The organism is Streptomyces spongiicola (genome assembly GCF_003122365.1).
Classification (GTDB): domain Bacteria; phylum Actinomycetota; class Actinomycetes; order Streptomycetales; family Streptomycetaceae; genus Streptomyces; species Streptomyces spongiicola.
This window is the reverse complement of sequence record NZ_CP029254.1, coordinates 5431557-5449557: the sequence shown is the minus strand read 5'-3', so window position 1 is coordinate 5449557 and position 18001 is coordinate 5431557. Positions and strand designations below refer to the sequence as shown.

The 18001-nt window shown below is 72.6% G+C and carries 12 protein-coding genes; 2 read left to right on the top strand and 10 right to left on the bottom strand.

Going from position 1 to position 18001, the window contains the following annotated elements:
- Window positions 1-35: 35 nt before the first annotated feature.
- The 4 genes from DDQ41_RS23915 to DDQ41_RS23895 form a co-directional block, all read right to left on the bottom strand.
- Window positions 36-2018: an acyl-CoA dehydrogenase family protein gene (locus DDQ41_RS23915; RefSeq protein ID WP_109296319.1), complete on the bottom strand. Its 1983-nt coding sequence runs from the start codon at window positions 2016-2018 to the stop codon at window positions 36-38.
- 442 nt (window positions 2019-2460) lie between these two features.
- Window positions 2461-3906, bottom strand: a complete 1446-nt coding sequence (locus tag DDQ41_RS23910; RefSeq protein ID WP_109296318.1) for an aldehyde dehydrogenase family protein — start codon at window positions 3904-3906, stop codon at window positions 2461-2463.
- A gap of 833 nt (window positions 3907-4739) precedes the next feature.
- Entirely contained in the window at window positions 4740-6362 is a 1623-nt protein-coding gene (locus DDQ41_RS23900) for a PucR family transcriptional regulator (RefSeq protein ID WP_109296317.1), read from the bottom strand.
- Between the two features lie 102 nt (window positions 6363-6464).
- A complete protein-coding gene (locus DDQ41_RS23895; protein WP_109296316.1) occupies window positions 6465-8564 on the bottom strand; it encodes a type IV secretory system conjugative DNA transfer family protein in 2100 nt (699 codons plus the stop codon).
- Window positions 8565-8972: 408 nt separating this feature from the next.
- Here DDQ41_RS23895 and gabT point away from each other — a divergent pair, with 408 nt between their 5' ends.
- Together gabT and DDQ41_RS23885 are read left to right on the top strand one after the other, a co-directional pair.
- Window positions 8973-10307 (top strand): 4-aminobutyrate--2-oxoglutarate transaminase, encoded by a 1335-nt coding sequence (gene gabT, locus DDQ41_RS23890; RefSeq protein ID WP_109296315.1) that lies wholly within the window; start codon window positions 8973-8975, stop codon window positions 10305-10307.
- Between the two features lie 485 nt (window positions 10308-10792).
- Entirely contained in the window at window positions 10793-11368 is a 576-nt protein-coding gene (locus DDQ41_RS23885; protein ID WP_109296314.1) for a phosphatase PAP2 family protein, read from the top strand.
- Window positions 11369-11380: 12 nt separating this feature from the next.
- Here DDQ41_RS23885 and DDQ41_RS23880 read toward each other — a convergent pair whose 3' ends face one another.
- The 6 genes from DDQ41_RS23880 to DDQ41_RS23855 all read right to left on the bottom strand — a co-directional run bounded on the left by DDQ41_RS23880 (window position 11381) and on the right by DDQ41_RS23855 (window position 17994).
- The gene (locus tag DDQ41_RS23880; protein ID WP_109296313.1) at window positions 11381-11872 is read right to left on the bottom strand and encodes a bifunctional DNA primase/polymerase; all 492 of its coding nucleotides are present in this window, start codon (window positions 11870-11872) and stop codon (window positions 11381-11383) included.
- Window positions 11873-12208: 336 nt separating this feature from the next.
- On the bottom strand, window positions 12209-13621 hold the full coding sequence (locus DDQ41_RS23875; RefSeq protein WP_167450276.1) for an NAD(P)/FAD-dependent oxidoreductase: 1413 nt from the start codon (window positions 13619-13621) through the stop codon (window positions 12209-12211).
- Window positions 13622-13802: 181 nt separating this feature from the next.
- Window positions 13803-14615, bottom strand: coding sequence for an ABC transporter permease (locus tag DDQ41_RS23870; RefSeq protein ID WP_109296311.1), 813 nt, complete (start codon window positions 14613-14615; stop codon window positions 13803-13805).
- Window positions 14615-15550 carry an ABC transporter permease gene (locus DDQ41_RS23865; RefSeq protein WP_109296310.1) on the bottom strand — a complete coding sequence of 312 codons (936 nt, stop codon included), beginning with the start codon at window positions 15548-15550 and terminating at the stop codon, window positions 14615-14617. The genes DDQ41_RS23870 and DDQ41_RS23865 overlap by 1 nt, the downstream gene beginning before the upstream one ends.
- Entirely contained in the window at window positions 15547-16698 is a 1152-nt protein-coding gene (locus tag DDQ41_RS23860) for an ABC transporter ATP-binding protein (protein WP_109296309.1), read from the bottom strand. Before DDQ41_RS23860 ends, DDQ41_RS23865 begins: the two co-directional genes overlap by 4 nt.
- A 45-nt stretch (window positions 16699-16743) precedes the next feature.
- Window positions 16744-17994 (bottom strand): ABC transporter substrate-binding protein, encoded by a 1251-nt coding sequence (locus tag DDQ41_RS23855; RefSeq protein ID WP_109296308.1) that lies wholly within the window; start codon window positions 17992-17994, stop codon window positions 16744-16746.
- Window positions 17995-18001: the final 7 nt, after the last annotated feature.

The following is an 18001-nucleotide window of genomic DNA, read 5'->3' as shown; positions in this document are numbered from 1 at the left end:
CGCCGCCTCCCGGCGGGGCCCCGCACCGGGGCCGGTCAGCGGAACGGGCGGTGGACGTTCTCCCGCGCCGACGGGCCGGGGGACGCGTCCGCGATCCAGGGGCCGTCGCCGCTCGGGTCGAGGACGCCCTCCTCGAGCCAGGTGTACGAGCCGGCGAGAACGTCCTTCACCACCGACCTGTCGAGGTCGTCGGTGTTGGTCCACAGCCGCCCGAAGAGCTCCTCGACCCGGATGCGGGACTGCCGGCAGAAGGCGTCCGCCAGCCGGTAGGCCTCCCGGCCGTGCTCCCCGGTCCTGCGCAGGAGTTCGGCCCGCACACAGGCGGCGCTCATCGCGAACAGCTCGGCTCCGATGTCGACGACGCGGCCGAGGAAGCCCTGTTTGGTCTCCATCCGGCCCTGCCAGCGGGACATGGCGTAGAAGGTGGAGCGGGCGAGCCGGCGCGAGGTGCGCTCCACGTACCGCAGATGGGTGGAGAGGTCCGTGTGCCCGCAGGGGTGGAACTCCGCGTAGGAGCGGGGCAGCTGGCCGGGGCCCGCGACCAGTCTGGGCAGCCAGCGGGCGTAGAACGCGGTGGCCGCCGCGCCCGCCCTGGCCTTGTCGCCGAAGGACTTGTCGGGATCGATGATGTCGCCGGCCACGGAGAGGTGTGCGTCCACCGCCTCGCGCGCGATCAGCAGGTGCATGATCTCGGTGGAGCCTTCGAAGATGCGGTTGATGCGCAGGTCGCGCAGCAACTGTTCGGCGGGAACGGCCCGTTCGCCGCGGGCGGCCAGGGACTCCGCGGTCTCGAAGCCCCGTCCGCCGCGGATCTGGACCAGTTCGTCGGCGATGAGACAGGACATCTCGGAGCCGTAGAGCTTGGCCAGGGCCGCCTCGATGCGGATGTCGTTGCGGTCCTCGTCGGCCATCTGGGACGCGAGGTCGACGACGGCCTCCATGGCGAAGGTGGTGGCAGCGATGAAGGAGATCTTCGCGCCGACGGCCTCATGTCCCGCGACCGGCCTGCCCCACTGCTCGCGGACGGCGGACCACTCGCGGGCGATCTTCAGGCACCACTTGCCGGAGCCGACGCACATCGCGGGCAGCGCCAGGCGGCCGGTGTTCAGTGTGGTCAGGGCGATCTTCAGCCCGGCGCCCTCGGGGCCGATGCGGTTCGCCGCGGGCACCCGGACCCGGTGGAAGCGGGTCACCCCGTTCTCGATGCCGCGCAGGCCCATGAAGGCGTTGCGGTTCTCGACCGTGATGCCCTCGGCGCCCGCCTCGACGACGAAGGCGGTGATGCCTCCCCGGTGGTCCTCGGACCTGGGGACGCGGGCCATGACGACGAGGAGGTCGGCGACGACGCCGTTGGTCGTCCACAGCTTCACGCCGTCGAGCACGTAGTCGTCGCCGTCGGGCACGGCCGTGGTGGCCAGGCGCGCCGGGTCGGAGCCCACGTCGGGCTCGGTGAGCAGGAACGCCGAGATGTCGGTGCGGGCCAGGCGCGGCAGGAACGTCTCCTTCTGCTCCTGGGTGCCGAAGATCTTCAGCGGCTGCGGTACGCCGATCGACTGGTGCGCGGACAGCAGCGCGCCGATGGCGGGGCTCACCGAGCCGACCAGGGCCAGGGCCTTGTTGTAGTACACCTGGGTGAGGCCGAGACCGCCGTACTTGGTGTCGATCTTCATGCCGAGGGCGCCGAGTTCCTTGAGACCCTCGATCACCTCGTCCGGTATCCGGGCCTCGCGCTCGATGAGCGCGCCGTCGATGTTCGTCTCGCAGAAGTCGCGCAGTTTGGCGAGGAACTCCTCGCCGCGCTGCACGTCCTCGGAGGCCGGCAGCGGATGGGGATGGATCAGGTCGAGCCGGAAACGGCCGAGGAACAGCTCCTTGGCGAAGCTGGGCTTGCGCCAGCCCTGCTCACGCGCGGCCTCGGCGACCTGTCGTGCCTCGCGCTCGGTGACCTTTGGTGCCCCTGTGGTCTCTGGGGACACAGTGGCCTTCGGGGCGTCCTGGGGAGTGGATGGTGCGGACATGAGGAACTCACCTCGCCGCTGTCGGAGGGCGGCCGGACCGGGGACTACCGACCGGTGCTACTCGTCCGTATCTACCCGAATACCGACCGCCTCACCAGTCCTGCGGGGCAGCCGGGTGGATCCGAGCCCCCCTACCACGAACGCACCGCCGCGGCCCCGCACCGCGGCTTCCACCGCCGCGCCCCGGTCTCGCGCCGCCCATATCGACCCCCTGATCCGGCCGTCTTCGCCGGTCGGGCGGGACGGGGGAACCGGGCGAACGGGGGGATCGGGGGGGGGCGGGGCGAACGGACGGGATGAGGGAAGGGAGGCAAAGAGAAACAGGGGAAACAGGGGAAACAGGGGAAACAGGGAGGAAGGGGGAAAGGGGGACGGCCGGAACCCCCGCACAGTGGGCTCCGGCCGTCTGCTCCCGGACACGGCGGTGCCGGTCCGGGACGTACTACAGGGCGAGTCCGGTGAGGACCAGCACCCGCTCGTAGGTGTAGTCGTCCATCGCGAACCTCACGCCCTCGCGGCCCACTCCGGACTGCTTGGCACCGCCGTAGGGCATCTGGTCGGCACGGTAGGACGGGACGTCGCCGACGACCACGCCACCGACCTCCAGCGCCCGATGGGCGCGGAAGGCGGTTTGCAGGTCGTGCGTGAACACACCCGCCTGCAGGCCGTACTTGGAGTCGTTCACCGCCGCGAAGGCCTCGGCCTCGCCGTCGACTTTCTGCACCGTGAGGACCGGCCCGAAGACCTCCTCGCCGGCGAGCGTCGTGTGCGCGGGCACGCCGGTGAGCACGGTGGGTGCGTAGGAGGCGCCGTCGCGCTTGCCGCCGGTGTGGAGCCGGGCGCCGGCCTCGACGGCCTCGTCGACCCAGGACTCGACACGCTTGGCCGCGTCCTCGCTGACCAGCGGGCCGACGTCGGTGGACGGGTCGGCGGGGTCACCCGTGTGCTGCGCCTCGACCGCCGCGACGATCTTCGGCAGCAGCCGCTCGTACACCGAGGTGTCGGCGATCACCCGCTGCACCGAGATGCAGGACTGGCCGCCCTGGTAGTTGGAGAAGGTGGCGATCCGGGTCGCCGCCCAGTCCAGGTCCTCCTCGGAGGCGAAGTCGGCGAGGACGACGGCCGCGCCGTTGCCGCCGAGCTCCAGGGTGCAGTGCTTGCGCGGCACCGAGTCCATGATCGCGTAACCGACCTTGTCGGAGCCCGTGAAGGAGATGACCGGGAGGCGCTCGTCCTGGACCAGGGCGGGCATCCTGTCGTTCGGGACCGGAAGCACCGACCAGGAGCCGACGGGCAGTTCGGTCTCGGCGAGCAGCTCGCCGAGGACCAGACCGGACAGCGGGGTGGCGGGAGCGGGCTTCAGGATGATCGGCGCTCCGACGGCGATGGCCGGCGCGATCTTGTGGGCGCAGAGGTTCAGCGGGAAGTTGAACGGCGCGATGCCGAGGACGACACCCTTGGGGAAGCGGCGGGTGAGGGCGAGGCGTCCCTGGCCGCCGAGGTCCGTGTCGAGACGCTGGGCGTCGCCGCCGTTGAAGCGGCGGGCCTCCTCGGCGGCGAAGCGGAAGACGGAGACAGCGCGGCCGACCTCGCCGCGGGCCCACTTGACGGGCTTGCCGTTCTCGGCCGAGATCAGCTGGGCGATCTCCTCGGTGCGCTCGACGAGGCGCTTCGACACATGGTCGAGGGCGGCGGCGCGCACGTGGGCCGGGGTCGCGGCGAACTCGTCCACGACGGCGTGGGCCGCGGCGACGGCCTCCTCGACCTGGGCGTCGGTCGGGACGGCGACCGTGCCGACGAGGCGGCCGTCCCAGGGGGAGGTCACGTCGAAGGTCGCCTCGCCGGTGGCCTGGCGGCCGGCGAGCCAGAAGGCGTGGGTGGAAGTCATATTGGGGGTCCCGGCCCTTCCGAAGTAGTTGGGTTGCCTCTTCTCACACGGTAGGGCGGCGGAGCCGGATCGCGGGTTGTCCGGCGTGGAGTGGTCGGCCGAACCGCCCTGCCGCTTTGGCGGGTGCGCGGGGGACGACGCCGCCCTGCTCCTGCGGCGTGGAGTGGAGTGGAGTGGCCGAGCGGACCGCCCTGCCGTGTTCAGGGTGCGCGGGGGGCGACTTCGTGCCGCTTCGGCGGGTACGAGGTGTCCGGTCGCCGCCCTCCCGGCTGCGCGGGCTCCGTCGGTTGTCAGCGGCGGCGTTCGGTACCGGCGATCGGTCAGACGCCGGGCGCGACGACCGCGCCGCCGACGGCGATGGGCCAGGCCGGCCGCCCCCGAGGACCAGCGGAACGAGGGGTACGGTGCGTCCCGACCGGACGGCGGGCTCGGCCGGGACGACCAGTCCGCTGCCGTCCGGGAGCAGCAGCAGCCCGAGAGCGACGGGGCGGGGGTGGCGCGGAGCGCGGACGGACCCTGCCGCCGGGCGATGTCACGGCCGGGAACAGGCAGGCGGTGACGAAGCGCGCACCGGCCGACGGGAACGGCGGCATGGTCTCCACCACCACGCGGATGCCGAGGTACGTGGAACCCCACACGACGTAGCCGACGCCTGGCCCGTGCGGGGACGGGCCCCTCTCACGGCCGCGGCGGGACCGGAAACGGACCGGGGACGGGACCGAGACCGGGACGGGACCGGAAACGGGCCGGGACCGGGACCGGGACCGGGACCGGGACCGGGACCGGGACCGGAAACGGACCGGGGACGGGACCGGAAACGGACCCTGTCGCGATCACGGCAGAGGGCCCCGTTCCGAAGCCGGGTTCGGAACCGGCCCCGGCCCCGACGTCGGGGCCGGGGCCGGCAACGGGGCCTCGGTCGCCTTGAGAGCCAGCCAGAGTTCCATCCGCACGTCCGGATCGTCCAGCGAGCGGCCGAGGATCTCCTCGACGCGCCGCATGCGGTAACGAAGGGTGTGGCGGTGGACGCCCAGATCGGCAGCGGCCGCGTCCCACTGGCCGTGGCGGGAAAGCCAGGCGCGCAGGGAGGCCACGAGGTCGCCGCGGCCGGTCGCGTCGTGCTCCCGCAGGGCTCGCAGCATCCCGTCGGCGAAGGCGCGCACCGCGTCGTCGGCGAGCAGCGGCAGCACGGAGCCCGCCGCGAGCTCCTCGTGCTCGACGAGCGCCCGGCCCCGCCTGCGGGCGACGGAGAGCGCCTGCTCGGCCTGCTTGTACGCGGCGGCCGCCGAGACCGGACCCGCCGACGCCGACATGCCGACGACGACCCCCGCCTCCTCCGTCTCGCGTTCGGTGTAGGGCTCGCAGGCGAGCGCGACCGCTCCCCCGTCGGCGGCGAGGACGACGAGCCGGTCGTCGCTCTCCCACACGGTCAGCACGGACTCAGCCGCCCGGGAGGCGGCGGACTCCAGCGCCTCGGCGAGGGCGTGCGCGGGGTGTTCGGCCCCCGGGTCCGGTTCCCCGCCCGGTTCGGCGATGAGCAGCCGGAACGGAGCGTCCAGGAGTCCGCCGTAGAGATCCCCGGCGACCGTTCTGGCGGGGTCCGGCTGGCCGGAGAGCATCATCCTCAGCACCGCCGCCCCCAGCCGCTGCTCCGCGGCCTGCAGCGAGCGCGACCGTTCCGTCGTCAGGGTCAGCAGGGCCACCGCGGAGTGCACGGCGTAGCGCTCGGCGGTGCCGAGCGGCGCGCCCGTACCGACCGCCAGGGCACCCCTGACCCGCCGCCCGGTGCCCAGGGACTGCAGTTCGACGCGGTCCTCCGTCCCGCCGACGACCGCGCTGGCGGGCGCGGGGCGCTCGCGCAGGCGCTCCACGTCCCCCGTGAGCCGGGCGGCGCGCCGGACGGCCCAGTCGGGGGCGGCGGCGACGACGGCGCCGGAGGTGTCGTAGAGCGCGGCCCAGCCGTCGACGTACGAGGCGAGCCGGGCGAGCAGGGCCGCGGGGCCCTCGGCGAGCGCCGCGCGGGTCAGCTCCCGCTGGGCCTCGAAGCCCGCGGTGACGGCCCGGTACTGGTCGGCGGCGATCGCCGCCGACACCGCCTTGCTGATGGCCAGGAACGGCGTGCGCCGCGGCACCTCGAGCAGGGGGAAGTCCTCGGCCTCGGCCGCTTCCAGAAGAGCGCCGGGGATGTCGTCGTAGTTCACCCCGACGGCGAAGCCCAGTCCCGCGACGCCCGCTCCCGCGAGCCGCCGCACATAGCGCCGCATCGCCTCCCCGTCGGCGGCGTCGAGCGTCATCGCGGTGACGAGCAGCAGTTCGCCCCCCTCCATGTAGGGCACGGGGTCCGCCAGCTCGCTGGCGTGCACCCAGCGCACGGGGGTGTCCAGGCGGTCCTCCCCCGCGCGGACGGTCAGCTTGAGCGCGGAGTGCTGGACGAGGGACGCGAGGGTGACCGGCATGGGACCGCGGGCTTTCGGGAGAGGACGAGTGCTACTCGGTCTGTTTCGCCGTCCCGTATGAACGGCGTACGTCGATTCTGCCACCGCGTACGGATGCGCTGCTCAGTTCCTCAGGTCCACCAGGAGCGGAGGGGTGTGCCCGCCGCGCACCGACGCCAGGGAGAGCACCGCGTGCCCGGCCGGCACGGAGTGCGCCAGCTCGGAGGCCGACCAGCGCTCCCGCTCGACCTCGCGGACCGTCACCGCCTCGGCCGTCGCGGCCCGCCCCGTCACGACCCGGCGCACGAAGTGCAGCGCCTTGGTCAGCGGCTCGTCGGAGATGATCTGCCGGTTGGTCACGTCCCTGGTCTGCACCCACTCCTTGCCCCAGGACTCGGCGAACCGGCCGCCGTCCCACGGCCCGAGCCCGGCGAACGCCATCCGGCAGCCGACCGCGCCCAGCAGCGGCCCGCGCAGCGGTTCCGGCACGTCCTCCAGGGTGCGCAGCGCCAGCACCACCCCCGCGTGCGCGGAACGCAGCCGCTGCACCGCCCGGACCGAGTCGGGCGTGACCGTGTGGGTGGCGTCGTCCAGCACCAGGCAGGCGAACAGCGAACGGTCCGAGCGGCTGAGCACGGCCTCGGTGAACTGGGCCAGCACCAGCCGGGCGATGATCCGTGACGCCTCGGCGTGGCCGCGTTCCGGGAGGTCGATCCGGACCCGCAGCGGGTGCTCGACGGCCCGCGGCGAGAACTGCCGGCCGGGCTCTGCGGTGCGGAAGAACCCGGCGAACGCGGGCCGGTCGAGGAAGGCGATCCGATCCGCGAGCAGCGCCCCGACGTCGTCGGCGCGCTGGGACTGCCGGGCCCGCGCGTCGAGTTCCCGCAGCTGCGCCGTCGCGCCCGCGGCCTGCAGTGCGGTACGCAGCCCGTCCAGCGCGCCGGGCGCGCCACCGAGGAGGTCGCGCAGTTCGGGTACGGCCGGGAAGTGGCCGTGGACGCCGCGGTACGGCCCGATGAGCTGCGCGAGCGCGGTGGCGGCCCGCCGGCCGTCGGCCGTCAGGTCCCCGACGAGCGCCTCGGCGAGGACGCGCGCGGCCTCGTCGGGGTCGTCACTGCCGCCGTACAGGTCCAGGTCGTGGGTGGAGTCGGGCCGGCCGGGGGAGACGACCAGGTCGAAGGCGTCGTCGGGGGCGAGCGCCGTGCCGTGCGCGGTGACGGCCACGACCGCTGCGCGGTTCGCGAGGGCCTGCAGGCACATGGACTCCACGACGGGACGCATCAGCCGCACCGTCTTGCCCGACCCGGACGGCCCGACGGCGAGCAGCGAGGTGCCGAGCAGTGCGGGTTCGAGGGCGACGCCCGTGGTGCGGCGGGCGTAGGGGTTGCGGGGGTGGTCGGCGGCGGTGCCGATCCTGACCTGGCTGGTGGCGAGGTCGTGTACGGCGGCGCGCACCGGCAGATCCCGTACCCCGGAGGGATGGGCGCAGGCCGCCGCGCCCTCGGCGCGGACCACGTCCGCGAAGGCCGCCAACCGCTCGGGCCTGGTCTGCACTCCCTGCCAGGCGCGGCGGATCCGCGCGTAGTCGACGTCGCCGAGCGATCCCGTGCGGGTCGCCTCGGCCAGGGTGCGGGCCGTGTCGCCCAGCCCGGCGGCGCGCAGGTCGGGCCAGTCCGCGGGGTCGTCCTCCGGCGGGGGCGGGGGGACGGGAGCGTCCTTCTTCCGGGAATGCCGGTACCGGCGCCAGATCTCCGGCACATGGCCGATCCTGGCGAACAGGAAGAGCAGTCCGCCGCCGACGAGGGCGTAGTACGCGTAGCTCACCATGGCCCACAGCGGCGGGTCGGCCCGCCAGGAGTCAGGGGTGAGGACGAGCAGCGGCCAGAGCCAGTAGCGGCCGAGATAGCCGTTCCAGAGCAGTGACCACAGCAGCCAGCCGGCGAGCAGGGCGATGAGCGCCCCCGCGAAGAGCCTTCCGGCCGGGACCGGCTCCGGCTCCTCCTCCGGCCGCGGCCGGTGTCCCAGCCGCCAGACGCCCGGGTCGGCCTCGGGCCGCGGGGTGCGCAGCCAGTCGGCGAGTGAGGTGCCGGTCGCCGCCGGGGCGTGGGCCGGGACCGGCGGGACGGCGGGCGGCATCGGCGGCGGGCCCGCGGGACGCGGGACGGGCCGCGCGCTGCCGGTGCCGCCCGGTCGGGCTCCGCGTGCGTCGTAGGTGCCTTCCATCTCCATGAACCCCTGCCCCCTGACCAGCCAGGCCCGCGCGTCTGTGCCACCGTCAATCTAGTGCCCGCCGACGGGGAGTTCAGCGATCCGGCGCGGCGAGTACGGCCGGTGGCGGGAGTGGGGTGGCGGGAGTGGGGTGGCGGCCGCGGCCGCCACCCCGCCGGGGCCCGCGGGAGGAGGCGCGGCCCGGCGCGGCCGCGAACGGCGGCCGAGTACGGCGGTCGCGGCCCCGCGGCACGCCCCGGTCGGCGGGCCGGGCCCGCCCCGCCGCACCCTCCGCGCCCTATGTCCGCCGCGGACAAGGACACGCCCCCATCACTACCGAACGGAGCATGCCGGACCTGCCGGACCGGACCTAGCCTGCGAGGAAGGAAGAAGTGCGTCCGGAAACACCCCCCAGGAGCCCTCATGAGCGCAATTCCGCAGGAGCGCCGCGTCGTCACCGCCATCCCCGGCCCCAAGTCGCAGGAGCTGCAGGCCCGCCGCCTCTCCGCGGTCGCGGGCGGCGTGGGCTCCGTGCTGCCGGTGTTCACCGCGCGTGCCGACGGCGGCATCATCGAGGACGTCGACGGCAACCGCCTGATCGACTTCGGGTCCGGTATCGCCGTGACCACCGTGGGCGCCTCCGCCGAGGCCGTCGTACGCCGTGCCTCCGCACAGCTCGCGGACTTCACCCACACCTGTTTCATGGTCACGCCCTACGAGGGCTACGTCGAGGTCTGCGAGGCCCTGGCCGAACTCACCCCGGGCGACCACGCCAAGAAGTCGGCGCTGTTCAACTCGGGCGCCGAGGCCGTCGAGAACGCCGTCAAGATCGCGCGTGCGTACACCAAGCGCCAGGCCGTCGTCGTCTTCGACCACGGCTACCACGGCCGCACCAACCTCACCATGGCGCTGACCGCGAAGAACATGCCGTACAAGAACGGCTTCGGCCCGTTCGCCCCCGAGGTGTACCGCGTCCCGGTCGCCTACGGCTACCGCTGGCCCACCGGCCCGGACAACTGCGGCCCCGAGGCCGCCGCCCAGGCCGTCGACCAGATCACCAAGCAGATCGGCCCGGACAACGTCGCCGCGATCATCATCGAGCCGGTCCTCGGCGAGGGCGGCTTCATCGAGCCGGCGAAGGGCTTCCTCCCGGCGGTCGCGCGGTTCGCCCGGGACAACGGCATCGTCTTCGTCGCGGACGAGATCCAGTCCGGCTTCTGCCGCACCGGCCAGTGGTTCGCCTGCGAGGACGAGGGCATCGTCCCGGACCTGATCACCACCGCCAAGGGCATCGCCGGCGGCCTGCCGCTGTCCGCCGTCACCGGCCGCGCCGAGATCATGGACGCCGCGCACGCGGGTGGCCTCGGCGGCACCTACGGCGGCAACCCGGTCGCCTGCGCCGGTGCGCTCGGCGCCATCGAGACCATGCGCGAGCAGGACCTCAACGGCAAGGCCAGGCGCATCGAGGAGGTCATGAAGCGGCGCCTCTCCGCGATGGCGGAGAAGTTCGACGTCATCGGCGACATCCGAGGCCGGGGTGCCATGATCGCGATCGAGCTGGTCAAGGACCGCGCCACCAAGGAGCCCGACGCCGGGGCCGCCGGCGCGCTCGCCAGGGCCTGCCACGCCGAGAGCGTCCTCGTGCTCACCTGCGGCACCTACGGCAACGTGCTCCGCTTCCTGCCTCCGCTGGTGATCGGCGAGGACCTGCTCAACGAGGGACTGGACGTCATCGAGACGGCGCTCGCGGCCGTCTGACCGGGACACGCGGAGATGCGCGGACCGAGCGGGCCGAGCGGGCCGAGCGGGCCGAGCGGGCCGAGCGGGCTGCGACCCTGCGGCACCGCGCCCGCTCTGTGAAGAAGGTGTGGGGGGGCGATGGCGGGATGGCACCACCCGCTGTCGGCCCCCCTCCTGCTGCCGTACGGTTTCCGCAGATGAGAGAAACACCCCGCTCGCAGGGGACTGCGGGTGACTCCATGGCGTGGCCTCCCCGGTCCCGCCATGGGCGTGCCTTCGCGCACACCACCGGGTCCTCGTGCCCGGGTTCTCCTCTCCGATCGGACGGCCGCCCGCCCCAAACCCCCCGGGGCGCGCGGCGCACCGGTCCTCGCGGTCGCCCCGGAACAAACCCCCCTGTTCCGGGGCGACCGTCCTTCCTGCCCGGACTCCCCCGATTCCGCGGACTCCCCGGGTTCCCCCGGGTCCCCAAACGGCCGGCCGGCCCCGCCGCCGTCGCGGCGGTGTGCGCCGTCCTCTTCGCTCTGATCACCTGGCAGGTCGCGGTCAACGGTCCGCTGCGCGCGCTTGACGAGCACATCGACCGCGCGGTCGTGGGCAGCGGCCCCACGCACCTCACCGAGTTCCTCGCCGACCTCGGCAGCCCGCAGGTCGCACTGCCGGTACTGGCCGCGGCCGCCGGCCTGGCGCTGCACCGCCGGCGCTGGGCCCCCGCGGCGGCGGTCGCCGCCGCCATGGCCCTCGTACCGGCGCTGGTGGCTCCGCTGAAGGCGCTGACGGACCGGCCGGGGCCGCTGACCCCGGAGACGGGGTACTTCCCTTCGGGCCACGCCGCGACCGCGATGGTGGCGTACGCCGGGGCCGCCCTGCTCGTCAGCAGACGGCTGATGCCCGTCGCCGTGCTGCTCACGGCGGCGACGGGCATCGCTCTGGTGCTGCGCGGCCACCACTGGCCGCTTGACGTCCTCGCGAGCTGGTCCCTCTGCGGGGTGCTGCTGGCCGGTGCGGTCGCGGCCGGCTCCGGGGGCGGGAGCCGGTGCCCCGGCGCAGCGTCGGGCAGCCGGACCGGCCCCGGTTGACCTACCCCTCCGTCACTGCCTCTCCTCGTCGGCGACCAGGGCGGCCGCCTCGTGCATGGCCAGCTCCAGCAGTGCGGGATCGGTGAGTGTGCCCGATCCGTCCGGCAGGACCAGCCAGCGCACGCCCCCCGCGGTCCGGCCGGGGTACGGGAGCACCACCCAGGCACCGGGCCCCGCGGCGTGCGTACCCGTGGCCACCCACCACTCCGAGACTCCCGGCGGCACGAAGAAGCCCATGCGCGGCGCCGCGGCGGGGCCGTGCCGGACGGCACCGAAGTGGGCCAGGACCGGCCCCGGCCGGCTCGTGAGCCGCTTCAGCACCTCCAGCGTCGGGCCGGCGATCCTGCCGGGGAGGACGAGCACGTCCCAGTGCCGCCCCGCCGGGAGCAGCACCAGCCCTCTGGGGTCGCTCTCCCACCGCCTGAGCCGGCCGTCGGGGTCGGGCGCCGCCGACACCAGCCACCGCACCGCCGCACCAGCACCCTGTCCCCCGGTTACCGCCATCTCTCCAGCCTCCGTTTCCGTGCGCCTCGCCGCCTGCGCGGTCCTTGCGTCCGCCTTTGGAGAGCGGGAACCGCGCGCGCTATGACGCCGGTTCGGGCGGCCTGCGGGAAAGTCCCGCCCGGGACCCGGGACCCGGGACCCGGGAGCCAGGACCCGGAACCAGGCAGCCGGGACCGGGCAGCCGGGATCGGGGCCTGCGGCAGAGGGCAAGCAGCAGAGCACTCGTACACCGGTGCCCGAGGCCGGAAGCCCGAAGCCGGAACGGCCGAGGGGGACACGGCACGGCCGACGGCCGGGCGCCCGGTGGCGCGCGGCCGCCGGCCGTGAGCGGAGGTGTCAGCTGTCGAAGCCGAGACCGAGGCGGTCCATCGTCCTCAGCCACAGGTTGCGTCGGCCGCCGCGGGCGTCGGCCCGAGCCAGCGACCACTTGGTGAGGCCGATCCCCGCCCAGGCCACCGGCTCCGGCGGGAAGGGCAGCGGCTTCTTGCGGACCATCGTCAGCTCGGTGCGCTCGGTGCGCTCGCCGGCGAGCAGGTCGAGCATCACTTCGGCGCCGAAGCGGGTTGCGCCGACGCCGAGGCCGGTGTATCCGGCCGCGTAGGCGACCCTCCCTCCGTGCGCCGCGCCGAAGAACGCCGAGAAACGCGAGCAGGTGTCGATCGCGCCGCCCCAGGCGTGGGTGAAGCGCAGGCCCTCCAGTTGCGGGAAGCACGCGAAGAACTGACCCGCCAGTTTCAGATAGGTCTCCGGCCGGTGGTCCATCTCGGCGCTGACCTTCCCGCCGTACGGGTAGACGGCGTCGTAGCCGCCCCACAGGATCCGGCCGTCGCCGGTGATCCGGAAGTAGTGGAACTGGTTGGCGCTGTCGCCGAGGCCCTGCCTGTTGTGCCAGCCGACCGACTCGCGCTGGGCGGACGAGAGCGGTTCGGTCATCAGCGCGTAGTCGTAGACCGGCACGGTGTACGGGCGGATCCGCCTGACGAGCGACGGGAAGACGTTCGTGCCGAGCGCGACCCGCCGGGCGAAGACCCGGCCGTAGGGCGTGCGCACGGCTGTTCCGGCGCCTGCCGGGGACAGCTCGAGCGCCCGGGTGTTCTCGTAGATCCGTACGCCGAGGCCGAGGCAGGCCCGCTTGAGGCCCCAGGCCAGCCTGGCCGGGTGGAGCATCGCCACCCCCTCACGGTCCCAGAGGCCGCCGAGGAAGGTCGGGGAGTCGACCTCGGCGCGCACGGCGTCGCGGTCCAGCAGTTCGAGACCGCCGAAGCCGAGCCGGCCGGCCTCCTCGTGCAACGTGCGGAGTTCGTCGAGCTGGTACGGCTCGGTGGCCACGTCGATCTCGCCGGTGCGCTCGAAGTCGCAGTCGATGCCGTACCGGGCGACCGCGGCCTCGATGGCGTCGAGGTTCCGTGCCCCGAACTCCTCCAGCCTGGCCATGTCCTCCGGCCAGCGGGCCAGGCCGTTGGCGAGGCCGTGGGTCAGGGAAGCGGCGCAGAAGCCGCCGTTGCGGCCCGAGGCGGCCCAGCCCACCTCGCGGCCCTCGACCAGGACGACGTCCCGCCGCGGGTCCCGCTCCTTGGCGAGGAGCGCGGTCCACAGTCCGCTGTAGCCGCCGCCGACGACGAGCAGATCGGTCTTCTCGTCGCCGGTGAGGGCGGGCAGGGCGGCGGGCTTGCCGGGGTCTTCCAGCCAGAAGGGGACGGGCTGGGCGTCGGAGAGTGATGAGGCAAAGGTCATGGCTGCTGGGGCCATGGTTTCCACTCCTTCGTGGCGCTGCTCGGTGTTGCTCGGTTCAACTCGGCGCTCGGCGCGATTCGGCACTCGGGGCGATTCGGTACTCGGTACTGGTTGGCACTGTTCGGTACCACTTGCGACGCTCAGGGCCGCTCAGTGCCACTCGGCACCACTCGGCACCGCTCGGGGCTACTCGGGGCTACTCGGACAGTGCGGTCTTCCGCCGCCGGCCGCTGATGATCTGGCCCGCGACGACGACGATGACGGCGAGGGCGAACATGGCCGTACCGATGACGTTGATCTGGACGGGTGTGCCGCGCTGGGCCGAGCCCCAGACGAACATCGGGAAGGTGACCGTGTTTCCCGAGTTGAAGTTGGTGATGATGAAGTCGTCGAACGAGAGCGCGAAGGCGAGCATCGCGCCCGCGGCGATGCCCGGTGCCGCGATCGGCAGCGTGACCCGCAGGAAGGTCTGCACGGGCCCCGCGTAGAGGTCCTTGGCGGCCTCCTCAAGCCGGGGATCCATCGACATCACCCGTGCCTTGACCGCCACCACGACGAAACTGAGGGAGAACATGGTGTGCGCGATGAGGATCGTCGTAGGGCCGAGTTCCGCCCCGAGGTTGAGGAAGAGGGTGAGCAGCGAGGCCGCCATGACGACCTCGGGCATCGCCATCGGCAGGAAGATCAGGGAGTTGATCGCCCCGCGGGCCCGGAACCGGTAGCGGACGAGCGCGAAGGCGATCATCGAGCCGAGGACCGTGGCGCCGATCGTGGCCCAGAGCGCGATCCACAGCGACAGGCTGAGCGAGTCGCACATGCCGGAGACGCCGCAGGGGTCCTGCCACGCGTGGGTGGAGAACTCCCGCCAGGAGTAGTTGAAGCGCCCGGCCGGCTTGTTGAAGGAGAACACCATCACGATGATGTTCGGCAGGACCAGGTACGCCAGCGTGAGCAGGCCGGCGATCACCACCAGGTTGCGGCGTATCCACGTTGTCGAGAGTCGCAGCATCAGACGAGATCCTCCGTACCGGCCCGGCGGATGTAGACCGTCACCATGATCAGCACGACGGCCATGAGAATGAACGACAGCGCGGCCGCGGTCGGGTAGTCGAGCACCCGCAGGAACTGAGACTGGATGACGTTGCCGACCATCCGGGTGTCGGTGGAGCCGAGCAGCTCGGCGTTGACGTAGTCGCCGCTGGCCGGGATGAAGGTCAGCAGCGTCCCGGAGACGACACCCGGCATCGACAGCGGGAACGTCACCTTGCGGAAGACGGTCGACGGCCTGGCGTAGAGGTCTCCGGCCGCCTCGTGGAGCCGCGGGTCGATCCGCTCCAGCGAGGTGTAGAGCGGGAGGATCATGAAGGGCAGGAAGTTGTACGTGAGACCGGTGACCACGGCGAGCGGGGTGGCCAGCACCCGGTTCCCCTCGGTCATCCCGAGCCAGCCGGTGACGTCGAGGAAGCCGATGGTGCTGAGGACGTCCACCACCGGTCCGCCGTCCGCCAGGATCGTCTTCCACGCGAGCGTCCGGATCAGGAAGCTGGTGAAGAACGGCGCGATGACCAGCACCAGCAGCAGATTGCGCCAGCGGCCCGCCTTGAACGCGATGAGGTACGCCAGCGGATAGCCGAGCAGCAGGCACAGGATGGTGGCCGTGCCCGCGTACAGCACCGACCGCAGGAACTGCGGGTAGTACTCGCCGAGCGCGTCCCAGTAGGTCCGGAAGTGCCAGGTGACCTCGAAGCCCTCTTCCAGCGAGCCGGTCTGCACGGAGGTCGACGCCTGGTAGACGAGCGGCAGGGCGAAGAAGACCAGCAGCCACAGGATGCCCGGCAGCAGCAGCCAGTACGGCACGAGCTTGCGGCGCGCCGGCTGTTTGCGCGGCACCGGGCCCGTACCGGCGGGGGCGGGTGAGGCGGGTGGTGCCTCGGTGACGGTCATGCTGTCTCCTCCACCGTCTCCACGCCCGCGTCGATGTCCATGGCGGCGTCGAGGCCGAACGTGTGCTCGGGGTTCCAGTGCAGGACGACCTCGGCGCCGGGGACGAGGCGCGGGTCCCGCTCGACGTTCTGCACGTACACCTCAAGCTCCGGGCAGACCGGGCTGTCGACGACGAACTGGGTGGAGACGCCGATGAAGCTGGAGTCGGCGATCTTCCCGGTGAACCGGTTGCGCCCCTCGGCTATGCCATCGGCGTCGTCGGCGTGCGCCAGGGAGATCTTCTCGGGGCGGACACCGACGAGGAGCTTGCCGCCGGTGCGGGGCGGCGTGGCGCAGCGGGCGGTGGGAAGCCGCAGTCCGGCGTCGGCCGCGGTCACCGCCACCTCGCCGCCCGCGACCTCGGCGACCTGGGCCTCGATGAGGTTGGAGGTGCCGAGGAAGTTGGCGACGAACGTCGTCTGCGGGTTCTCGTAGAGGTCGGAGGGCGCACCCAGCTGCTCGACCCTGCCGCCGTTCATCACCGCGACCGTGTCGGCCATGGTCATGGCCTCCTCCTGGTCGTGGGTGACGTGGACGAAGGTGATGCCGACCTCGGTCTGGATGCGCTTGAGCTCCAGCTGCATCTGGCGGCGCAGCTTGAGGTCGAGGGCGCCGAGCGGCTCGTCCAGCAGAAGCACCTGGGGGTGGTTGATGAGCGCGCGGGCGACGGCGACGCGCTGCTGCTGGCCGCCGGAGAGCTGGTGGGGCTTGTGCCTGGCCTTGTCGCCGAGCTGGACGAGTTCCAGCATCTCGTCGACCTGCTTCTTCACGGACCTGATGCCGCGGCGGCGGAGACCGAAGGCGACGTTCTCGTGGATGGTGAGGTGCGGGAAGAGGGCGTAGCTCTGGAAGACGGTGTTGACCGGCCGCTTGTACGGCGGGAGGTCGGTGACGTCCCGGTCGCCGAGGAAGACGGAGCCGGTGGTCGGGTCCTCCAGTCCGGCGATCATGCGCAGGGTGGTGGTCTTTCCGCAGCCGGAGGCGCCGAGCAGGGCGAAGAACGAGCCCTCGGGCACGGTCAGGTCCAGCGGGTGCACGGCGGTGAACGAGCCGTAGGTCTTGCCGATCCCGGTGAGGCGGACGTCTCCGCCCGCTGTCTTGTCAGTCATGGAGCGCGGTCCCAGGTGTCGAGGGGGAGCAGGGGAGCAGGACGGTCAGGCGCCGATGAGCTTGGCGAACTTCTCTTCGTACGCCGTCTCCTCCTCGCTGCTGAGCGAGCGGAAGGCATGGGACTTCGCGGCCATGGCCTTGTCCGGGAGGATCAGCGTGTTCTCGGCGAGTGCCGGGTCGATCTCGGCGAGTTCGGGGCCGACGCCCTCGACCGGGCAGACGTAGTTGATGTAGGCGGCGAGCTGGGCCGCGACCGGGAGCTCGTAGTAGTAGTCGATGAGCTTCTCGGCGTTGGCCTTGTGCCGGGCCTTGGCCGGGACCAGCAGGTTGTCGCTGGAGGTCATATAGCCGGCGTCGGGGACGACGAACCGGATGTCGGGGTTGTCGACCCGGAGCTGGACGAGGTCCCCGGCCCAGGCCAGACAGGCGGCGATGTCGCCCTTGTCCAGGTCGGAGGTGTAGTCGTTGCCGGTGAAGCGGCGGATCTGCCGGGTGTCGACGGCCCGCTGGATCTTGGATATCGCCGCGTCGTAGTCGTCGCCGGTGACCTTCCCGGGGTCCTTGCCCATGTCGAGCAGGGTCATCCCGACGGTGTCGCGCATCTCGGAGAGGCAGGCGACGCGGCCGCGCAGCGCCTTGTCCTCGAGCAGCTGGGAGACGCTCTCGACCTTCCGGCCCCCGGTCGCCCTGGAGTTGTAGGCGATGACGGTGGAGATGCCGGTCCAGGGGTAGGAGTAGGCCCGTCCGGGGTCCCAGTCCGGGCTGCGGAACTGCGGCGACAGACGGGCGTAGGCGTTCGGCAGGTTGGCGGGGTCGAGCTTCTGCACCCAGCCGAGGCGGATCATGCGGGCCGCGAGCCAGTCGGTGACGTTGACCAGGTCTCGCCCGGTGTCCTGGCCGGCGGCGAGCTGCGGCCGGATCTTGCCGAAGAACTCGACGTTGTCGTTGATGTCCTCGGTGTACTTGACGCTGATCCCGGTGCGCCTGGTGAACGCGTCGAGCGTGGGGTGGCTCTTCTCGTCCTCGCTGATGTCGATGTACTGCGTCCAGTTGGAGAAGGTGATCCGCTTCTCCTCGGCCGAGTGGTCGTCGGAGGCCGCGGCCCCTTCGCCGGCGCGCTTGGCGGGCGGGATTCCGCACGCGCTCAGCGCGCCCGTGCCACCTATGGTGAGAGCCCCTATGCCCGCCGCCCGCAGCAGGGAGCGGCGGGACAGCGCGCCGCGGCCGCTGCTCAGACTCCGCCGCATAGCGGCCAGCTGGGCCTCCGAGAGGCGCTCGGGCTGGTACTGCTTCATGCGCTGT